This window comes from Salmonella sp. SA15303, assembly GCF_029962125.1.
Classification (GTDB): Bacteria; Pseudomonadota; Gammaproteobacteria; order Enterobacterales; family Enterobacteriaceae; genus Salmonella; species Salmonella enterica.
On sequence record NZ_CP123924.1, the window covers coordinates 4,328,361 to 4,347,717 of the forward strand.

A 19,357-nucleotide genomic window follows, 5' to 3' on the forward strand; every position below is an offset into this window, starting at 1 on the left:
AAGATCAAAGAACCTCACTAACGTGTTACACCGTTTTTCATAAAGCCAACCATACGATTGAATGCTTCCCCTCCCCTCAAACTTCCGGATATCGCTACACCGTCTACCCGCCGCAGTATATATTTACCGCGTTGTATGCCTTTCCTGGCCGAGAGCGTTAATATTTACATCCAGGATAAACCTTATCACAAATTAACATCAGATCTTATACCTCATGCTAACTACCTCCATGAAATTAAAGAGCTATTCTCTAAAAGATTAAAGGCAATTATTACTTAATTCAAATTTTAAAGAGATAAATTGATAATAACATGAGCCAATTCTTGTAAATTTCCATCTTTTTTTTATACGCGACATAGTTTTTTAACGATACTATAATATGTAGAAATGCAATATAAAATAGCATTTTCCATAGAAAATGAAAAGATCGCCACCTGATACCTTAAGTTCGCAAATAATTATATAGCTATATATTAGTTTTCTTTTGAAATATTTTTCAGAATAATTTTGATTTACACGCACATTTAATAAAAGGAAATTATCATGCTAAAAGTATTTAATCCCTCACCTGTCCAGGTGGGGAGCATTGAATGTTTACAATCAGCGCAAAACTGGCAGAGGAAATCCTTATCACTTCAGGGATTAAATTTACTGCAGTCCGTACTCATCAAGCTCACCACGGGTAAAATTTCAATTACGACATCGTCCGGGGAGTATATTACGGCATCAGGGCCAATGTTAATATTTTTAGCTAAAGATCAAACCATTCATATCACTATGGAAGAGACTCATGAACAGTTAAATTATAATTTAATTGAATTAGATTCAGCGTCAATAAAAAATGCTTATAATTTTTTTCTGTATGAACATGCAGACTTTTCGGCCCCATTAACAAAACCGACGACAAAACATCTGTTAGCGCCAATAGAAACAGGCGTAGCAAGAGTATTCAACCTCTTACACTCTTCAAATAAAAGCCAGAAATTATCCCAAGATAAAAAGGAATATTTAATAAGATTTCTGCTTTCAGAGTTCATCTATGAACCTGAAGCATTTGCTCTCTTCAGAGAACTATCGCAAAATACATTAGCCGAAAACATCTATAATATTATTATAAGCGACATAAGTCGAAAATGGGCGCTCAAGGATATTTCTGACTCACTCTATATGAGTTGTTCCACATTAAAAAGGAAATTGAAACAAGAGCACACCTCATTCAGCGAAGTTTACCTTAATGCGCGAATGAATAAAGCGACAAAACTTCTACGCAATAGTGAATATAATATTACTCGAGTGGCTTATATGTGTGGTTATGATAGTGCTTCTTATTTTACATGCGTTTTTAAAAAACATTTCAAAACTACACCATCGGAATTTTTAGCGTTTTTATCTTCCTCTCGTCATCAATATGTTAATTGAGATATCTGACAATGCAGTATAAGAACAAAGCAAAACATATTAATATAAGAGATGGGATTCTGTTGCTCGCTAAAAAATTCGACCTAACATTGAGCGAAAAAAAAGTTATTTATTACGTGGCAGCAGGATTATCTGTTAAAAGTTGCTCAAATTTATTAGATCGAAATATAAAAACGATTTCAACACAAAAGAGATCAGCCTATAAAAAAATGGATATTACTACTGATGTTGAATTAATCCATTTGATGCTGAATGAGTTTTACATATCAGTCGATATTACGTAATTTTTTCTAAAATGTTGCCAAAGTGGTAGGCAAGGCAATTCTGGATATCATCTTCAGAGATCGGTGTGATATCTACGTTGTTTAATTTAACTGTTCCCGTATAACAATGACTGGAATTTGATAGTGCTTTGATTAAAGAAGATTTACCTGAACCTGATGTACCGATAATACCCATAAAATCTCCGGGAACAGCAGTGAATGAAAGCTGTTCAATCAGTGTTCGTTCCGCAAACGCTATGGGGTAATTCTTCGCTGTCTATCGGCTGGCTGACGATCGACTCTACTCCGCCAGTGTTGATAACGATACCGGTAACTGGCATGTTTCTGTTCCGCAATCCGCTATTCTGTCGGGGGGGGGGGGAGAATCAGTACATCATTACGGCCACCGATCCCGCCGGGAATAGCGCCACCGCCAATGGAACATTTACAGGCACATCGCCGACGTAAAACCCGGTTAACAAGAGTTCCGGCGTAGATGAAATGATTTCGCTTAGCGAGGCGACATGGCATTCGGTAAGTGTTGATGAAGAATATTATGCCTGATAACTAAACATCACCATGCGAGGTCTCTTCGGAGGCCTGCTGAAAAAACAGAATAATATTTATTGTCTGTTAATTATTACAGAGAGAGTTAATTTATAAAAAAAAAGCGGCAGACTACGCTGCCGCAAATATGAGGAGGACAATTACCGTTACGCTACACCACAAAGTAATCCGTTACTGAGGTAAGTAAAACATAAATATCCCCAACAATGAATCAACGAATCAAGCAATCGTCAAATCATGGTATTAACAACCTTGTTCTGTTTTAGCATACTGTGACAGTAAAAATAGATTTTAGTCATTCTGTATATCACACGAAAATTTATAAAACAGATTTGGTTCACTCACAATATACAAATTATTTTCATTATCCATGGCAATCCCTTCTGGTTGGGGTATATCGTCTCTGAGCCCTGACCACTCCGCCGTCAGGAACAATCGATCGCGCACCCGCCACTCGGAACTGACTTCCAGAATCATTTTTGACTCGTCCGACAACACCAGCAGCGAATCCGTTGGGGCATGATATTCAAGTCCGGAGACATCGCTCACACTTGCAGTGATGGCAGAAGGCAACGCTCTGGTGATACCATTTTTGCTCATCTCTACTTCTTTGATCATTATGGGTTTTCTTTCTTTTGCGGCATATAATCTCTCATTTTTCGCATCCCATGCCGTACCTTCCAGCCCTTTATTTTTTGCTTTGTCATAGCCCTCAAGCTTCACCATGGAGATTATCTGCATGGTGCCGCGCTGAATATCCACCTGTGTTTTATAGACCGCGCCATCTTTCTCACTGCCTATCTGGAACTGGTTGCCCCCACTCCATGCAATAGACTCCGGGTCGTGGATGCCCTGCAGCGGCATCCGCCCTACCAGCTGCCCTTCTGTCGTTAACCAGACCAGTTCAGGGGGATTATTAATAACGGCGAAAAGCATCCTGTCTTCGGCGGAGTAGGTCAAACCTGAAAGGTTACTCTTAACTCCTGCGACTGGTTTTTGCTGAATAACCGCTTTATAGCTACTCAGTGCTAGCGCCGAGGGTTTATCACCATATTTGAGGATCAGTTGATAAACATAGCGTATATCGTCCCTGACCATAAATAAAATCACGCCCAAGAGTACAACCACAATAACGCGTTTTAGTAATCTCATAAAAAATCCATAGCAGATCGCGTCACGACTGATGTCGTAACGCATTTCTTAAAAATAAAGCCGATGTCCGATAGAATCGTTATTCGGTTATGGCGAGCGCCATTAGCATAGGCAAAATGAAATAGTGAGGGTTATCACAAAAAGCCCGATTTTAATCACTAACGTACCCTTTTTGTAAATTGACATAATCAAGAGGAGGGTAGTTTCGGCTAATTATTTAAATAGTACGTCTGCAAATTCGCCCCTGTATGCAGGGCAAATGACAAAAAGTGATAATTAATGAGATGTAACACCGCAATCTGATCTGCTATTGCTGCTCCCACTTCTATTCAACCGGGCAGCAAAAAAATGAAACTCAACCTTATTACCGTCAGCCTGGCTACGCTCGTTGCCGCTGGCGCATTCCCGGCCCATGCCGGTCCTCAGGCGCATGTCGTGTGCGGCTATCACCACACGCTGGGCGATGACGCGATTATGATGTTTGGTAAAGCGAATCAGGCGATGTGGCATGACTTTTTTGGCAACACCCACACCGACGCGGTCTCTACCTACCAGACGTTGCGCGCGCAACCCGATACCACCTGTGATAATAAAGCCGACAGCTCCGCTTACTGGGCACCGTCCATGAAATTACCCGATGGTGAAATCGTAAATCCGGCCTACCAAAAGACCTATTATCAATCCACAAATGTAGCGCAATATCCGCTCCATCCATTCCCGGCCGGGCTGGAGTTACTGGCAGGCGATCATCACGGTACTGGCCCCAGTTCCGCAATCACCTTTTTATGTGCCAACGGCAAAGGTTACACCAACAAGGTAGGCGAAATATGCGGCCTGCGTAAAGCGGGCGATGCCGTCCAGTTTAATATCGGGATCGCTTTCCCCAACTGTTGGGATGGCGTCAACCTGAAACCGACCCATAGCCACAATAACGCTATCTATGCCGACCACGGGAAATGTTCCGCAGACTATCCGGTAAAAATCCCAACGGTGAATATGAACATCGCCTGGGTACTCCCGCAGATCTCCTCGCTGGATACGTCTAAAGTGGAATTGTCGATGGACCCGGTAATGCATGGCGAAACCCGGGAAGAGCGCTGGGGAAGTCTTTATACTGCCCATGCCGATTTTATGAATGGCTGGACGGAAGATGGCGCGCAGTTTATGACGGATCTGTGTATGAATCAGGGACTGGATTGCGGCACTACGGTTCCTTACGCCTACAGTAAAGCGGAAGAAAATACCTGGGTAAGCAGCGAAGACGACAAGCCTCATGCCAGCGTCGATACCTTGTACGTACAGGATGACTGGACAAATGGCGGACGCACGCAGCACCCGGAAACGCTCACGCTGGTGAAATTTAAGATCCCGCCCCTGCCTGCCAATATGGACGCTTCGCTATTCAAATACCGTATTCGCCTTTTTGGCGGCAAAACGGAAGCGAACGGCGCCGATCAAATTTTCTTTTACCCGACCAGCAGTGACTGGCACGTCAGTACCGTGTCCTGGAACAATAAACCGGCGATCAACTACCGTTCCGATGCCGTATTATATCTGGACCATTCACATGAGTATCGTATGGTTGATGTCGATAAAGCGGTGCGCAAAGCGCTGGCGGAAGGGAAAACGGAAATATCCTGGTATATCGGCGGCGACCGTCAGGGAAATCACTACGACTTCACGCCAGCGGACTCAAAACAGAGCCTGGTGCTGATGCTGACCGGTTTCAAAAAGACGCCGGAGCTGTAATAGTAAACTGTGCCCGCTGACGCAACAGCGGGCACGATGGCGGCACAAGTATTACGGCACGCCATCAAAACCCGACCAATACCTCAGAAAAACAACCGCTTATTCTCAGGCTGTAGTCCCTGTTGCTGCTGAACATCCTGCAGATAACAGGTCGCTACGACGGCAAGCCGGGCATAGAAGGCGCTAACGGTATTGCGTTGCAGCAATTCCAGATAGCGGAATCCCCAGGGCAGCAGATGCGCCTCCAGTAACCGGTTGGCCGCCACGTTGTCGCCTCGTGCCAGCAGATCGCTACAGGCCAATAGCATCAGGCCAAACTGATCTTCCGGCTCGCGTTCACGGTCAGTGAATACCATGCCCTGCGACTGTAAAAAAGCTCGATAATCGGCGGTAGTTTCCCCCATCAGCAAATTATCTTTTTCCAGATAGACCGATCCCCAGGGTGGGACGGGCATCTTTCCCTGGCCTTCAAACAATACGGAAAATTGCCATGTAAGCGCATCATCATCCGGTAGCGACCATGACGCACACAGTGATTCAATAGATCCACGATCGCGCCAGGGGTAAAGCTCAGGCAACGTTGGCAAACAATCGAACAACGCTTTCACCTCCGGCCTCTCAGGGGAGTAGTAAAATAGTGCGCCGAGGATACGCGGCAAAACAGCACGGGAAGGCATAGCAATAGCTCCTGAAATATTTCGCCTGATGACGCTACGCTTATCAGGCTTACATGGCACAAGCCGGGCAAAAACTACATTGGCAGCGTCCACAGATTGTAAAACGCAATCCTACCCGCCAACTCCGCCGCGATAACCACCACAGCCGTCATGGCCAGCACCGCAGCGCTCGATTTCAGGCGCGCGCAGACCACCACCCCGACCACGCCCGCCGCCAGCAATACTGCCTGGGCGGTAAACCAGCTATGCTGCGCAGCGGTCAGAGCGCTATCGGCGCTCATCAGCGTCGCCATATAGCCCGGGCGCAGACAAAAGCTCACCAAAATCGCCAACACGCTGACCAGTAGCCCCAGACGGCGCACGCCAAACAATGCCGCCAACGCGCCGCCGCCAATCAACGGCGTCAATATCATCATTGCCGTGGTGTAAGATGAACGCCAGGTCGCCACCGTCGGCAGTTGGTAAATCTGCGGAACGGCGTATAAGAAGACTACTCCGACTATCGCCGCCAACCAGACCAACGCGTTACACAGCGGCGTCGCCCGGTTCAGCAACAAACCGAGCGCCCCCAGCCCGCCGAGCGCCGCAAAAGCCGCCGACAGGACAATCTCGTTACTCATCGGCGAATGTCCGACGCGCAGCAGCATATTCAGCGCACGCAGCGGTTGCCCGACGTGGAAGGTGCCGACAATGACGCCCAGCCCAAACAGGCACATCACCGAGAACAGACCGATAGCCTTACGCCGCGGCGCGACCAGCCCCATTGCGCCGCCAATCAGCAGCAGAATAAATGCGCCGACCGCGCTCTGGGTAAAGACCGTAAAAAAGACCAGCGGTAACTCATGCATGGCGCACCTCCCGAATGTTCATGATTGCGCCTTCCGTATCGCCCGTGGGTCTCGCTTTCGGATGCGGTTTAATAATGAGGTTAGGATGGGTGAACGACGCTGAAGGCAGCGGCGCGATTTGATTCTCCGTGCCATATTTTGCCCGTAATTCATCGACAGGGCCGAAATCCAGCGCTCGCTGCGGGCAAGAATCCACACAAATAGGGCGCAGATTGTTCTCCAGTCGGTCAAGACAACCGTCGCATTTACGCATCACGTTTGCTTGCGTATCAAACTGCGGCGCGCCGTAGGGGCAGCGCATTTCACAATAGCGACAGCCGACGCATACGCTGTCATCCACCACGACCAGACCATCTTCTTTGCGTTTATGCATCGCCCCGGTCGGACAGCCGGAGACACATACCGGCTCATCGCAATGGTTACAAGCAATAGAGAGGTAGTAGGTAAAGGTGTCGTGATGCCAGCTTTCCCCCTCTTTCACCCAGCTTCCGCCGCCATATTCATAGACGCGGCGCAGTTTCGGACCGACATCCAGATCTTTATTATCCTTGCAGCTTACCTGGCAGGTTTTACAGCCTGAACAGCGCGAGGAGTCAACATAAAAGCCATACTGTTTCATCGTACATCACTCCTTAAGCGCGTTTAATTTCAACCAGATTGGTATGCTGCGGATTGCCTTTCGCCAACGGCGAAGGGTGGTGGCTGGTCAGCGTATTGATACAGCCGCCGACATCAACGCCGTTGCCGTCAAGCCGCGTCCACGCGCCCTGCGGCATCGCCGCCACGCCGGGTAAAATGCGCTGGGTCACTTTACAGGGAAGCTCCACCACGCCGCGGTCATTGAATACATGCACCCGATCGCCGGACTTCAATTGGCGAGCGCTGGCGTCAATCGGGTTAATCCAGACTTCATCCGGCACCGCCTCATGCAGCATCAGCACATTGCTGTAGGTCGAGTGGGTATGCCCTTTGGTATGGAAGCCGCTTAACTGCAACGGATACTTCGCCGTCAGCGCTTTGTTAAGATGCGACTCTTTCGCCGGACAAAATTCCGGCAATGCGGGAATTCGCTCGCCTTCTGGCAACGTCCACGCTTGCGCCAGATCCGCCAGCGCCTGGGAGTAAATTTCAATTTTGCCCGACGGTGTGGAGAGTGGATTAGCCTCGGCGTCGGCGCGGAAATCGGCAAACGCAAGGCTCTGCTGCTCGGTAGCGATACGCTGGTCAATCACGCCCATCTCTTTCGCCACGCTCCACTCCGGCAGGTATGGACGTTTTTCACGGATCTGCTGATAGTGCATCTCCGCCCACTGCGCCTGAGTTCGGCCCTCGGTATATTGCTCGCGCAGTCCAAGATGCCCGGCGATATCCGCGCAGATGTCATACGTGCTGCGCACTTCCCACATCGGTTTAACGGTTTTCTGAATCGCAATCATATAGTTATGCGATCCCGCCGCATAGGAGCTGTCCACCAGGTCTTCCGCCTCAAGATAGCTGGTCTCCGGCAACAGCAGGTCCGCATACATCGCGCTGGGCGTCATATGGTTTTCAATCACGATAATGGTTTCACACAGCGATTCATCCGCGAGAATTTGTCGGGTGCGGTTCGTTTCGCCGTGCTGATTCAGCAAGGTATTACCGGCCTGGTTGAAAAACAGCTTAATCCCGGTTTTTAGCCTGTCCGCGCCTTTCACCCCCATTGTCGTCGCGGTCATTTTCTCCGGATGCTGAATGGCGTCCGTCCACAGATAGCAAGGAATAGAGGTTGTGATCGGATTCTTACCGACAGGCAACAATGGCACGCCATACGGCGTACCGTAAGGCCAGTTGCCATTGTTGGTGCCGGGCCGCCCGAAGTGGCCTGTTAACGCTGGCAGCGTCTGAATAGCACGCACGGTTTGTTCGCCGTTGGCATGACGCTGCGGCCCCCAGCCCTGGCAAATATAGCAGGCGCGCGCCGAGGCGATTTCGCGCGCCAGTTGGCAAATACGCGTTGCCGGAATACCGGTGATATCCGCCGCCCATTCCGGGGTTTTCGCGATACCGTCATCGCCCGTGCCAAGAACATAATCTTTATAGCTGGCGTTAGGCGCAGCCGTGTCCGGCAAGGTGCTACGGTCATAACCGACGCAATAGCGGTTTACCAGCGCCTCGTCGAGAAGCTGTTCGGTAATCAGCGTATGCGCGATGCCGGCGACTAACGCAGCGTCCGTGGTTGGGCGAATCGGTAGCCATTCGGCGTGTTCGGTAATCACCGAATCGGTATAGCGCGGATCGATAATAATGACTCGGGCTTTCGAGGTTTCCAGCGCCCGGCGCAGCTCTTCAACCTGACCGCCGCCGGACATCCGCGTTTCTGAGAGATTCAGGCCAAATAGCACCACCAGATCGGAATGCGCGATCTGCGTAAAATGGCTACCGACATAGGTACCATGCATATAGGGCGTTGCCGTCGCGATTTGCGCGGTCGAGTAGGTATTATGGTAATTTAAATAACCGCCGGTGAGATTTAGTAATCTTATCCAGGCGGGTCTACCCTGCGTGTGATAATACGCGCCGGATTGATAATTATAATAAATAGCTTCCCGGCCATATTTTTCGCTAACGCGCGTTAATTCCGCCGCAATAAAGGCCGTGGCCTCATCCCATGAAATACGTTTAAATTTTCCTTCGCCGCGTTTTCCCACTCTTTTCATCGGATACTTAATGCGATCCGGGCTATAGACCCGCCAGCGACTGGAACGCCCGCGCAGGCAGGGACGAATCTGATGCTCGCCGAATACCGCGTCATCTTTCGCGTCTTCCGGTTCAATACGCACAATGCGATCATTTTTCACGATAACCTTAAGCGGGCATCGGCTGCCACAGTTGACCAGACAGGCGCTGTGCCTGACGGTTTCGCCGTTGGCATCCTTCGGTGTCGGGGTATCCTGCGCCTGGGCAGTGGTAGCAAAAGGCAGCGTAATCGCCTGGCTTAGCGTCACCGCCGCCCCTACTTTTGCGGTAGCGACAATAGCATCACGTCGGGTTATGGTTGTGTTCAGCCATTTTTTTATTTCCATTTTTTATTTCTCACATTGCTTCCATAATTATTAATAATATGTAATGAAAACTAATCATAATAGATTAAATATTTGTGCTGATTGATTGTGATCAAACGCATTCTGAACGTCAGTAAAAATAAAATGTGATACCGCATACGTTATTATAAAAATTAATGAAAAATTATTTTATGTAATTCTGATGAAAATAAATTACCCATCACGGTATCCGGCGATATTAATTAACGACATGACGTTTGCCAGTCGACATGAGCAGGTAGCGCCCCCTGCAAGGCAAGACGGGCTTTTCAACACTGGAGCAACATCGCCTATGCCTTTGAATTAGACGCCTCATCAGGGATAATAACCTTACGATTCGTCCGCTCAGGTCCACTATGAAACACTCCCTGCCATGCCGGGCGTTACGCAAACGCCCCATGAAACTCGGCACTACCGTCATTCTGATGGTCAGCGCCGTTTTGTTTTCGGTGCTCGTTGTGGTCCATCTGATCTATTTTTCGCAAATCAGCAGCATGACGCGCGACGCGCTGGCAGATAAAGCGCTGGCGGTGGCTCGCTCGCTGGCGGACTCTCCGGCAATTCGCGAGGGGCTGAAAAAACCGCCTGCGGAAAGCGGCATTCAGCCGCTCGCCGAAGCGGTGAGCCAGCATAATGGCTTTTTGTTTATTGTGGTGACCAATATGCAGGGCATCCGTTATTCGCACCCAGAAACGCAGCGAATCGGCCAACCGTTCAAAGGCGATGATATTCTGCTCGCGCTGCAGGGAAAGGAAAACGTTGCCATTAATCGCGGCTTTCTTGCCAAAGCGCTGCGCGTTTTCACACCGGTTTATGATGAACGCCACCGGCAGATCGGCGTGGTAGCGATTGGCCTGGAACTCAGTCACGTTACGCAGCAGATCAACAATAGCCGCGGCAGTATTATCTGGTCCATTCTGTTCGGCGCTCTGGTGGGGTTATTAGGCACGTATGCGCTGGTCAAGGTGCTAAAACGTATCCTGTTTGGCCTCGAACCCTATGAGATCTCAACCCTGTTTGAACAACGCCAGGCGATGCTGCAGTCAATCAAAGAGGGCGTTATCGCCGTGGATGGTAGCGGCGAAGTCACGTTGATTAACCATGCGGCGCAGGCGCTGCTCGATTACCGAAAAACGCAGGATGACGCCAGATTATCCACCCTGAGTCATGCCTGGTCGCAGGTGGTGGACATTAGCGAAGTGTTGCGTGACGGTACGCCGCGCCGCGATGAAGAGATCATCGTCAAAGGCCGCCTGCTGCTGGTGAATACCGTTCCGGTGCGCAGCAACGGCGAAATTATCGGCGCGATATCCACCTTCAGGGATAAAACAGAAGTTCGCCAACTGATGCAGCGGTTGGACGGGATGGTGAACTACGCGGATGCGCTCCGTGAACGATCCCACGAATTCATGAACAAATTACATGTGATTCTGGGATTATTGCACCTGAAGAGTTATAAGCAGCTTGAAGCGTATATTATCAAGACGGCCAATAACTATCAGGAAGAGATCGGTTTGCTGCTGGGTAAAATAAAGTCGCCGATTATCGCTGGCTTTTTGCTCAGTAAGATTACTCGCGCCTCTGATTTCGGGCACAGCCTGGTGATAAGCAGCGACAGCCAGTTACCGGATAATAACAATGAAGATCAGGTTACGGTGCTGATTACGGCGCTGGGTAATTTGATTGAAAACGCGCTGGAAGCATTGAGCCAGGAATCCGGCGGCGAAATCAGCGTCTCGTTACACTACCGTCATGGCTGGCTGCATTGCGAAGTGAGCGATGACGGTCCGGGTATCGAACCTGAGCGCATCGAGGCGATTTTTGAAAAAGGCGTCTCGTCGAAAGGCGCCGAACGCGGCGTCGGTTTAGCGCTGGTTAAACAGCAGGTTGAAGCGCTTGGCGGCGTAATTTCCGTGGAGTCCGAGCCTGGGATCTTCACACAATTTTTTGTACAGTTACCCTGGGATGGAAAAAGGACCAGCCTATGATCAATGTATTAATTGTCGATGACGATGCGATGGTCGCGGAGTTAAATCGCCGCTATGTCGCGCAAATCTCCGGTTTTCATTGTTGTGGAACCGCTTCGACGCTGGAAAAAGCGAAAGAGTTTATCTTCAACAGTGAAAATCACATTGACCTAATCCTGCTGGATATCTACATGCAGCAGGAAAACGGATTGGATCTGTTGCCTGTCCTGCACAGCGCAGGCTGCAAAAGCGACGTTATTGTCATTTCTTCTGCCGCTGACGCCGCCACCATTAAAGATTCGCTTCACTACGGCGTGGTGGATTATCTGATCAAGCCTTTTCAGGCCACGCGCTTTGAAGAAGCGCTGACCGGCTGGCTACGTAAGAAAACGGCGATGGAAAAACGCCAGTATTACGAACAGTCTGAGCTTGACCTGCTCATTCACGGTAATTCATCCAGCGAGCAGGAGCCTCGTCGGCTACCAAAAGGGCTGACGCAGCAAACGCTACGCACCTTATGTCAGTGGATTGATGCGCATCAGGAGCAGGAATTTTCTACCGACGAGTTGGCCAACGAAGTGAATATCTCGCGCGTCTCCTGCCGTAAATATCTCATCTGGCTGGTGAATTGCCATATCTTGTTTACCAGTATTCATTACGGCGTGACCGGCAGGCCGGTTTACCGCTACCGCGTTCAGCCGGAACATTACTCTTTACTGAAACAATATTGTCAGTAAGGATACCGCATAAAGCCGACGCGAAGCGTTATATCCTGGTAACATTTATTATAACAATGCCAATAAAAACGCTATCACATTAATAACAAATCTGGGAAATTGTGTCAGATCAAATATACTCAACCCAGGCCTGTTAACGTTATTTTCTATTATTACAGCGCTCTGCGCTGTTTTTAATTTCAAAACGCTAACAAAAGTTAATTAAGTATTATCCCATGCCGAGAGTGTGTATTTTTATTAAAAAAGGGATTTGTCCGGAATTTTCCTGACACTTAAATAAAATTATGTTTGTAGCAATGGAGCTTGTGCTACGCCTATGGACAATACGTATATTGGTGAGCAGATACGCGTCTCCACACGCCATACTAATAATTTAAAAAAATGGCGTGACAATGATCACATAAGTCACATTCTGTTCGCTTTATCTCGTGATTTACCTGATGGCGAGACACAAAAATTAAATAATAAACGCCTGTTTTTAAAACAGACAAATCATAATTTACTGATCTCGCTGACTCCACCTGCCCATCGCCAGAGGGTGCTTCCCTCTGAACATCACCATCGCAAGAAAATAATTACTTAAAGCAACTCTGTAAAAAGCTTAATCGTTAATCGTCGCCACTGGCGCATTGAATATTCGCCATTTCCTGATGCTCATTCACACAAATCAGAAGATGGCTGTGATCCATTTATCAAAATTGACTGGGTTTATCGCGAGGATAAATAAAAATGTTATTTAGTATACAGCTTCTCATAATATTAATATGTCTGTTTTATGGTGCCCGAAAGGGCGGGATCGCGCTCGGGTTGTTGGGCGGTATCGGTTTGGTCATTCTGGTGTTTGTTTTCCATCTCCAGCCAGGTAAACCGCCCGTTGACGTAATGCTGGTCATTATCGCGGTAGTCGCCGCGTCGGCGACGTTGCAGGCATCAGGCGGGCTGGATGTGATGCTGCAGATTGCCGAAAAGCTGCTGCGTCGCAACCCCAAATACGTCTCTATTGTGGCGCCGTTCGTCACCTGTACCCTGACGATTCTGTGTGGGACAGGCCACGTGGTCTACACCATTTTGCCGATTATCTATGACGTGGCGATCAAGAATAATATCCGTCCGGAACGTCCAATGGCGGCCAGTTCTATCGGCGCGCAAATGGGTATCATCGCCAGTCCGGTTTCCGTCGCCGTGGTTTCTCTGGTAGCGATGCTGGGCAACGTGACATTTGACGGAAAACATCTGGAGTTCCTCGATCTGCTGTCGATCACCATCCCGTCTACCCTGCTCGGTATCCTGGCAATCGGTATTTTTAGTTGGTTCCGCGGTAAAGATCTGGATAAAGACGAAGCGTTTCAGAAATTTATTTCCGTACCGGAAAACCGTCAGTACGTGTACGGCGATACCGCGACGCTGCTGGATAAAAAACTGCCGAAAAGCAACTGGCTGGCGATGTGGATCTTCCTGGCGGCGATTGCCGTGGTCGCTCTCCTGGGCGCGGACTCCGACTTACGTCCAACCTTCGGCGGCAAACCGTTGTCGATGGTGCTGGTCATTCAGATGTTTATGCTGCTGACCGGGGCGCTCATTATCATCCTGACCAAAACCAATCCTGCGTCTATCTCAAAAAACGAAGTTTTTCGTTCCGGTATGATTGCGATTGTCGCGGTATACGGGATCGCCTGGATGGCGGAAACCATGTTCGGCGCGCATATGTCGGAAATTCAGGGCGTGCTGGGCGAAATGGTCAAAGAGTATCCGTGGGCCTACGCCATCGTTCTGCTGCTGGTCTCCAAGTTTGTTAACTCCCAGGCAGCGGCGCTGGCGGCGATTGTTCCCGTCGCGCTGGCTATCGGTGTCGATCCGGCGTATATCGTGGCCTCTGCGCCGGCATGTTATGGCTACTATATCCTGCCGACCTACCCAAGCGATCTGGCGGCGATTCAGTTTGACCGTTCCGGCACAACCCGTATTGGCCGCTTCGTCATTAACCACAGCTTCATTCTGCCGGGTTTGATTGGCGTGAGCGTCTCCTGCGTCTTTGGCTGGATCTTTGCCGCAATGTACGGATTCCTGTAATGGCCGCGCGCGCCGCCCGGTTATGCGCGGCGCGCGACTTAGAGCCTGGCCCATGAGGTTCTTAATACATTTTCTTACTATTAGGCTGGAAGCACATGTCGAAAAAAGAGTTTATCTATCAGGCGCCTTTCCCGATGGGAGAGGACAAAACAGAGTATTATCTGCTCACCTCCGATTATGTCAGCGTCAGTGAATTCAACGGAGAATCTATCCTCAACGTTGAGCCGCAGGCGTTAACGTTGCTGGCTCAGCAGGCCTTCCATGATGCGTCTTTTATGCTCCGTCCTGAACACCAGCAGCAAGTCGCCGCCATTCTCCATGACCCCGAAGCCAGCGAAAACGACAAATATGTGGCGTTGCAATTCCTGAGAAACTCCGAAATCGCCGCCAAAGGCATTCTGCCGACCTGCCAGGATACCGGCACGGCGATTATCATGGGTAAAAAAGGCCAACGCGTCTGGACGGGCGGCGGCGATGAAGCCGCGCTCTCCAAAGGCGTGTTTAATACCTATATCGAAGATAACCTGCGCTACTCGCAGAACGCGCCGCTGGATATGTACAAAGAGGTCAATACCGGCAGCAACCTGCCAGCGCAAATCGATCTCTATGCCGTCGACGGCGACGAGTACAAGTTCCTTTGCGTGGCGAAAGGCGGCGGTTCAGCAAACAAAACGTATCTCTATCAGGAGACCAAAGCGCTGCTCACCCCAGGCAAGCTGAAAAACTTCCTCGTTGAGAAAATGCGCACGCTGGGCACCGCGGCCTGTCCGCCATACCATATCGCCTTTGTCATTGGCGGCACCTCGGCGGAAAGCACGCTGAAAACCGTTAAGCTCGCCAGCACCCACTATTACGACGCGCTGCCGACGGAAGGTAACGAGCACGGCCAGGCATTCCGCGATCTCCACCTGGAACAGGAACTGCTGAAAGAAGCGCATAAACTTGGCCTCGGCGCCCAGTTCGGCGGGAAATATTTCGCCCACGATATTCGCGTAATTCGCCTGCCGCGTCACGGCGCTTCCTGTCCGGTGGGGATGGGCGTCTCCTGCTCGGCAGACCGTAACATCAAAGCGAAAATCAACCGCGAAGGCATCTGGATCGAAAAACTGGAACACAATCCGGGCCAGTATATTCCGCCAGCGCTGCGTCAGGCGGGCGAAGGCGACGCGGTAAAAGTCGATCTCAACCGTCCGATGAAAGAGATCCTCGCCCAGCTATCGCAGTACCCGGTCTCGACTCGCCTGTCGCTGACGGGCACCATTATCGTAGGTCGCGATATCGCCCACGCGAAGCTAAAAGAGCGTATTGAATCCGGCGAAGACCTGCCGCAGTATATTAAAGACCACCCCATCTATTACGCAGGTCCGGCAAAAACTCCGGCAGGTTATCCATCTGGCTCATTAGGCCCCACCACCGCAGGCCGAATGGACTCTTATGTCGATCTACTGCAATCCCACGGCGGCAGTATGATCATGCTGGCGAAAGGCAACCGTAGTCAGCAGGTCACGGATGCCTGTAAAAAACATGGCGGCTTTTATTTGGGCAGTATCGGCGGCCCGGCGGCGGTACTGGCACAGCAGAGCATTAAGCATCTGGAGTGCGTCGAGTATCCGGAACTCGGCATGGAAGCTATCTGGAAAATTGAAGTAGAAGATTTCCCGGCCTTTATCCTGGTGGATGACAAAGGCAACGATTTCTTCCAGCAGATTGTCAGCAAACAGTGCGCTAACTGCGCGAAATAACCTGGCAGGCCCGGCGTTCTCCCGGGCCGCGTTATCGGTTAATTGCCGGATGGCGCTACGCTTATCCGGCTTATCCGGCCTGCACGAGAGACCATGCTCACACTTTTACATCGCTGGTCGCTACCACAGAAATCGCCGGGCTATCCGGCTGTTCGACGAATGGCGGCGTTTTCCGGTATTTATCCAGCAGGTGGATCTGAATCTTGCGCAGCATGTCGCCATTCAAACGGTAGTAGCGGAAGTAGAGAACCAACGTCATCATGAAAAACAGTACCGGCAGGACAATCATAATAAACTGCATCCCCTGCAGGGTTTGCGCAGACTGCGCCACGTTCGGCGTGTAGCCAATCAGCCCCAGCACCAGAGCGATAAAGAACGCCGCAAACGCCGAGCCGCCCTTCACAACCATCGTCTGTACGGAATAAGCGATACTCTCGCAGCGAATATTGAGCTTAAATTCCCCATAATCGACCGTATCCGCCACCATGATTACCTGAAGCACCCAAAAGAGCGCGGTCCCGATATTCAGGAAAATACCCGCCGCCACGATTAAAGCGGCATTATGGACATCCGCCAACGCCATCGCGAAGAGCCCTGCGCAACTCAGAACGGGCATCACGGAGGCGCCCGCCCACAATATCCGTCGCGATAACATTTTCACCAGCCGGGGGAAGACAATCAGCGTCAGCAGATTCGCCGCGCCGGCGTAAGAAAGGTAATAGGGAAAAAGATCGGCATCGCCAATCACATAGGTGAAGTAGTAGATCGCAAAGCCATTGATAATATTGGAGGCAATGTTATACGCCAGCGCCATTCCCAACAGGCAAGAGAGCTGATCGTTTTTGTATATCAATCCAACGATCGTTTTTAACGTCAGATGTGGGCGGCCCGCCGTTACACCGTTGTCGGAGGAGTACACCTCATGTACGTTGCGTAATGTCACGATAGTCGAGGCGATAAAAAACGCAATCAGTACCAGCGTAAACATCTGAAAGCCGAACCCACGATCCGCTCCGCCAACGTAGTTCACAAACGGCAGCGTTATACCGGCAGTGACGAAGCCAGCCAGACTGGCGAAGAAACGCGGGAACGGCACCAGTTGTTCGCGTTCTCGCTTATCAAGCGTAATGGTCGGCACCAGCGACCAAAATGGGATATCCATAATGGTATACGTCATGCCCCACAGGATGTAGGTTACGCAGACAAATACAACCTGCGCGGTTCCCTCAAAAAGATGGGCGCTGAACAGCAGGAAAAGCACCAGCGAATTGGTTAAGGTGCCGATCAATATCCACGGCTTAAATTTCCCCCACCGCGAACGCGTGGCGTTGACAATCCAGCCCATGATGGGATCGTTTATCGCATCCCAGATTCGCGCGACCAGAAAGAGGGTGCCGACGAGGCCGACCGAAAGTCCCACCACATCGGTGTAGTAATACATCAGGTACATATACACAATGCCGATGGCGAAATCCTTACCAAACGCACCGAACCCGTAACTCAGCTTTGTTGTCAGAGAGATGCTCATAGGGTACCGGGTCGCTGTTACCAGCGCCCGCCTTCTGTTAGTAGAGGTTAAACGCCGGATCTGCCGTCCAGCGCGGCTGGAGATTAACGGCGTAACCAGGCCGGAAGCCAGTCGCCATGCGCGGCGATCAGATCGTCAACCAACGCATAGATTTCTTCGATACCCAGCACCGCTGCGGTATGAGGGTCCATCATCGCCGCGTGATACACGCGATCGCGGTTTTCCGTGAGGATGGCTTCGGTCAACAGCGTTTGCACGTTGATGTTGGTCTGCATCATCGCCGCCAGATGAGAAGGGATCGTCCCCACCTTCGTCGGTTGAATGCCGTTGGCATCCACCAGACAAGCCACTTCCACGCAGCTTCCCTGCGGCAGGTTATCAATCAGCCCCTCATTACGCACATTGCCGTAAATCACGCTCGGCTCGCCGGTCCACAGAGCGTTCATAATGGTGCTGGCGTACTCGCGGGACGGTTTGATGTCGATACGCTCGGCGGTTTTATACTCCTCCAGCTCTTTATGCCAGTTCGCCAGTTGTTCTACGCAGCGTTTCGGATATTCATCCAGCGGCACCTTGTAGCGCGCAATCAGATCCTCGCGTCCCGGTTTAATAAACCACGGCGTGTACTCGGCAAAATGCTCCGATGACTCAGTGACGAAGTAACCCAACTTTTTGAACATCTCGTAGCGCACGATGTTCTGGCAGCGTTCATTGCCGTGAATATTGGGCTTCGGCGCCTGTCCGGCGTCATAGGCCGCCAGCAATTCAGGATAGAGATCGACATAAGTCCCGTCAGCCGTTTTGCGCTCCAGTTCGAGGTAAAACGCCATGTGGTTAATGCCGGCGCAGCGGTAGCGCAGCGAGGCGGGATCGATATTCAGGTCGCGCGCCAGTTCTTCCGCCGTTCCCTGTACCGAATGGCACAGGCCGACCTGTTTGATATGCGGATAACGGGCATACATCGCCCAGGTATTCATCGCCATCGGGTTGACGTAATTGAGCATGGTGGCCTTCGGACAGACTTCCATCATGTCTTCGCAAATCCGCCACAGATGCGGGATAGTCCGCAGCGCGCGCATAATGCCGCCCGGCCCCAGCGTATCGGCGATCGTCTGTTCCAGGCCATGACGCTTACAAACCTCAAAATCGGTCACGGTGCAGGGTTCATAGCCGCCAATCTGAAAGGCGACCACCACGAAATCCGCATCCTGTAGCGCCGCTTTCTGGTTGGTATGGCAGGTAATCCGGCCAGAAGCGCTCGCAGAGTCCATCAGTTTCCGTACCACAATGTGCGACTCTTCCAGCCGGGTTTCGTCAATATCCATCAGGGCGACATGCGCTGATTTTAGCGCCTCGCGGTGAAACACATCGCCGAGGATATTTTTGACGAAAATCGTAGAACCTGCGCCGATAAAGGTAATTTTGGGTGCCGTCATCATGACTCTCCAGAACAGTAGTGAACACCTTCATGGTGGCACGCGTTCCCGGTGAAAACCTCCGTCTTCCCCGATGAGCATTCCCGAAAACTCAGATCGTATGCTGACGCGCGGAAGATCTG

General features: G+C 50.5%; 17 protein-coding genes and 2 pseudogenes. 11 read left to right on the top strand and 8 right to left on the bottom strand.

What is annotated here, in order from left to right; genetic code table 11:
- Positions 1–57: 57 nt before the first annotated feature.
- The 3 genes from QEN31_RS21260 to rtsB all read left to right on the top strand — a co-directional run bounded on the left by QEN31_RS21260 (position 58) and on the right by rtsB (position 1,703).
- On the top strand, positions 58–279 hold the full coding sequence (locus QEN31_RS21260; protein ID WP_001576552.1) for a hypothetical protein: 222 nt from the start codon (positions 58–60) through the stop codon (positions 277–279).
- A 264-nt stretch (positions 280–543) separates the two neighbouring features.
- Positions 544–1,419: an AraC family transcriptional regulator gene (locus tag QEN31_RS21265; protein ID WP_000921674.1), complete on the top strand. Its 876-nt coding sequence runs from the start codon at positions 544–546 to the stop codon at positions 1,417–1,419.
- The gene (rtsB, locus tag QEN31_RS21270; protein ID WP_001269916.1) at positions 1,416–1,703 is read left to right on the top strand and encodes a transcriptional regulator RtsB; all 288 of its coding nucleotides are present in this window, start codon (positions 1,416–1,418) and stop codon (positions 1,701–1,703) included. Before QEN31_RS21265 ends, rtsB begins: the two co-directional genes overlap by 4 nt.
- On the opposite strand, the gene QEN31_RS21275 is transcribed toward rtsB, so the two are convergent.
- Positions 1,696–1,878 carry an ATP-binding cassette domain-containing protein gene (locus QEN31_RS21275; protein ID WP_001527266.1) on the bottom strand — a complete coding sequence of 61 codons (183 nt, stop codon included), beginning with the start codon at positions 1,876–1,878 and terminating at the stop codon, positions 1,696–1,698. The two genes, rtsB and QEN31_RS21275, sit on opposite strands and share 8 nt — an antisense overlap.
- Before the next feature lie 19 nt (positions 1,879–1,897).
- Between QEN31_RS21275 and QEN31_RS21280 the strand changes: the two are divergent.
- Together QEN31_RS21280 and QEN31_RS21285 are read left to right on the top strand one after the other, a co-directional pair.
- Positions 1,898–1,997, top strand: a pseudogene (locus QEN31_RS21280) (hypothetical protein); the annotation flags it as partial.
- Positions 1,995–2,246 (top strand): annotated as a pseudogene (locus tag QEN31_RS21285) (hypothetical protein). The pseudogenes QEN31_RS21280 and QEN31_RS21285, both read left to right, overlap by 3 nt.
- A gap of 294 nt (positions 2,247–2,540) precedes the next feature.
- Here QEN31_RS21285 and QEN31_RS21290 read toward each other — a convergent pair.
- Positions 2,541–3,446: an SdiA-regulated domain-containing protein gene (locus tag QEN31_RS21290; RefSeq protein WP_001268200.1), complete on the bottom strand. Its 906-nt coding sequence runs from the start codon at positions 3,444–3,446 to the stop codon at positions 2,541–2,543.
- Between the two features lie 303 nt (positions 3,447–3,749).
- Here QEN31_RS21290 and QEN31_RS21295 point away from each other — a divergent pair, with 303 nt between their 5' ends.
- Positions 3,750–5,150 (top strand): CBM96 family carbohydrate-binding protein, encoded by a 1,401-nt coding sequence (locus tag QEN31_RS21295; protein ID WP_000773784.1) that lies wholly within the window; start codon positions 3,750–3,752, stop codon positions 5,148–5,150.
- A gap of 83 nt (positions 5,151–5,233) precedes the next feature.
- On the opposite strand, the gene QEN31_RS21300 is transcribed toward QEN31_RS21295, so the two are convergent.
- The 4 genes from QEN31_RS21300 to QEN31_RS21315 all read right to left on the bottom strand — a co-directional run bounded on the left by QEN31_RS21300 (position 5,234) and on the right by QEN31_RS21315 (position 9,737).
- On the bottom strand, positions 5,234–5,827 hold the full coding sequence (locus tag QEN31_RS21300) for a TorD/DmsD family molecular chaperone (RefSeq protein WP_001533293.1): 594 nt from the start codon (positions 5,825–5,827) through the stop codon (positions 5,234–5,236).
- A gap of 74 nt (positions 5,828–5,901) precedes the next feature.
- Positions 5,902–6,675: a dimethyl sulfoxide reductase anchor subunit family protein gene (locus tag QEN31_RS21305; RefSeq protein WP_017441232.1), complete on the bottom strand. Its 774-nt coding sequence runs from the start codon at positions 6,673–6,675 to the stop codon at positions 5,902–5,904.
- Complete coding sequence (locus QEN31_RS21310) at positions 6,668–7,294, bottom strand: DMSO/selenate family reductase complex B subunit (RefSeq protein ID WP_000816143.1); 627 nt, start codon at positions 7,292–7,294, stop codon at positions 6,668–6,670. The genes QEN31_RS21305 and QEN31_RS21310 overlap by 8 nt, the downstream gene beginning before the upstream one ends.
- 13 nt (positions 7,295–7,307) lie before the next feature.
- Positions 7,308–9,737, bottom strand: a complete 2,430-nt coding sequence (locus QEN31_RS21315) for a DMSO/selenate family reductase complex A subunit (RefSeq protein WP_064239868.1) — start codon at positions 9,735–9,737, stop codon at positions 7,308–7,310.
- Positions 9,738–10,111: 374 nt separating this feature from the next.
- Here QEN31_RS21315 and QEN31_RS21320 point away from each other — a divergent pair, with 374 nt between their 5' ends.
- The 5 genes from QEN31_RS21320 to fumA all read left to right on the top strand — a co-directional run bounded on the left by QEN31_RS21320 (position 10,112) and on the right by fumA (position 16,271).
- The gene (locus QEN31_RS21320; RefSeq protein ID WP_048591426.1) at positions 10,112–11,743 is read left to right on the top strand and encodes a sensor histidine kinase; all 1,632 of its coding nucleotides are present in this window, start codon (positions 10,112–10,114) and stop codon (positions 11,741–11,743) included.
- Positions 11,740–12,459, top strand: coding sequence for a two-component system response regulator DcuR (dcuR, locus tag QEN31_RS21325; protein WP_000611307.1), 720 nt, complete (start codon positions 11,740–11,742; stop codon positions 12,457–12,459). Before QEN31_RS21320 ends, dcuR begins: the two co-directional genes overlap by 4 nt.
- A 316-nt stretch (positions 12,460–12,775) precedes the next feature.
- Positions 12,776–13,042, top strand: a complete 267-nt coding sequence (locus QEN31_RS21330; protein ID WP_024137308.1) for a hypothetical protein — start codon at positions 12,776–12,778, stop codon at positions 13,040–13,042.
- A 146-nt stretch (positions 13,043–13,188) separates the two neighbouring features.
- A complete protein-coding gene (dcuB, locus tag QEN31_RS21335; RefSeq protein WP_000899149.1) occupies positions 13,189–14,529 on the top strand; it encodes an anaerobic C4-dicarboxylate transporter DcuB in 1,341 nt (446 codons plus the stop codon).
- 95 nt (positions 14,530–14,624) lie between these two features.
- Positions 14,625–16,271 (top strand): class I fumarate hydratase FumA, encoded by a 1,647-nt coding sequence (gene fumA / locus QEN31_RS21340; RefSeq protein ID WP_064239867.1) that lies wholly within the window; start codon positions 14,625–14,627, stop codon positions 16,269–16,271.
- 97 nt (positions 16,272–16,368) lie between these two features.
- Here the strand turns inward: fumA and melB are convergent, their stop codons facing one another.
- The gene (gene melB / locus QEN31_RS21345; protein WP_023227453.1) at positions 16,369–17,799 is read right to left on the bottom strand and encodes a melibiose:sodium transporter MelB; all 1,431 of its coding nucleotides are present in this window, start codon (positions 17,797–17,799) and stop codon (positions 16,369–16,371) included.
- A gap of 83 nt (positions 17,800–17,882) precedes the next feature.
- A complete protein-coding gene (locus tag QEN31_RS21350) occupies positions 17,883–19,238 on the bottom strand; it encodes an alpha-glucosidase/alpha-galactosidase (RefSeq protein WP_001533320.1) in 1,356 nt (451 codons plus the stop codon).
- Positions 19,239–19,357: the final 119 nt, after the last annotated feature.